At 63.8% G+C, this 1,093-nt stretch carries 1 protein-coding gene; it reads left to right on the top strand.

From position 1 onward, the window contains the following. The first annotated feature begins 51 nt into the window (after positions 1 to 51). Positions 52 to 738 (top strand): MspA family porin, encoded by a 687-nt coding sequence (locus ACWDTP_RS38610; RefSeq protein ID WP_450028473.1) that lies wholly within the window; start codon positions 52 to 54, stop codon positions 736 to 738. The last annotated feature ends 355 nt before the right edge of the window (positions 739 to 1,093 follow it).

Raw genomic sequence — 1,093 nt, 5'->3', positions numbered from 1 at the left:
ATCGACGTCGGGCCACCCGGGCTCAGAACCACGAGAGGCGCAAGTTCACGCATGTTGCAACGTTTTGCCACCCTGGCTGCAGTCTGCATGTTGGCCCCCACCGCGGTCGCGCCCCTTGCCTCGGCTGATCCGCTCCCGCCGCCGGCCGATCCGGCGGCGGTCACCGCACCACCCCCGCCGGACACCGGCGCAATGCCCTCCTCGCCGCCGGGGGTCCTCGACACCCCGGACGGCTGGCACGTCTCGGTGGCCGGGTCCGATGAGACCCTGCTCCCGGTAGCACCGCTGACCACCGCGGTCTCATCGCGCGAATACCTGGTCGGCGGCACGTTCAAGGGCGATGTCACGGGAGGCGGCAAGACCAAGCTCACCGGCGGCACGCTGGAGGCCGGCGCCCAGATCGGGTGCGGAATCATCAGCGACGAAACCGAGATCAACCCCGGCATCAGCTTCACCCCGGGCATCAAGATTCCGTTCACCGGTGCGGGTGACGTCAACGCCGGTACCGGTATCAGCTTGCAGGGCAAGGTGTACCTCAAGCCCGGCACCGTCACCATCGTCCCGATCGACAAGAAGTCGTTCAAGGGCTCGGGCACTCGGGTGACTATCACCGGCGTCCGGATCAAGTTCGACCAGTGCGCCGGTCAGTCGTTCATCCGCACGTATGCGACCCTGACGAGCTCGACCGACAATACCGACGACGTCGTCACCTACCTCGGCGTGACCAAGGCCGTCTAAGACCAGACATTCCATCGAATACACTGCGGCTCAGTGCAATTAGTATCACCATGACTTTCATCTGTTGTTGCACAACGCAATATTCAGGCTCCGCACAGCTCGGCAATGCCCATTGGACCGACATCCGGCGTGGACCGTTGCGGCTTTGTTCACCGTTGCGAAAACCGATCCGTCCATGATTCGTCCTGACAAATTCCTTTGGGCCCCTTTGGATTCTCCGATCATCGACGTCGGCCCACCTGGGCCCAAAACCACGAGAGGCGCAAGTTCACGCATGTTGCAACGTTTTGCCACCCTGGCTGCAGTCTGCATGTTGGCCCCCACCGCGGTCGCGCCCCTCGCCTCGGCAGACCCG

Source organism: Mycobacterium sp. NPDC003449 (genome assembly GCF_053588415.1).
Note: the sequence above shows the minus strand (reverse complement) of the source record. Positions and strands in the feature narration are given on the sequence as shown.

Bases quoted from the DNA above. Each gene is read 5' to 3' on its own strand.
- ACWDTP_RS38610 (WP_450028473.1), top strand. From the start codon at position 52: ATGTTGCAACGTTTTGCCACCCTGGCTGCAGTCTGCATGTTGGCCCCC.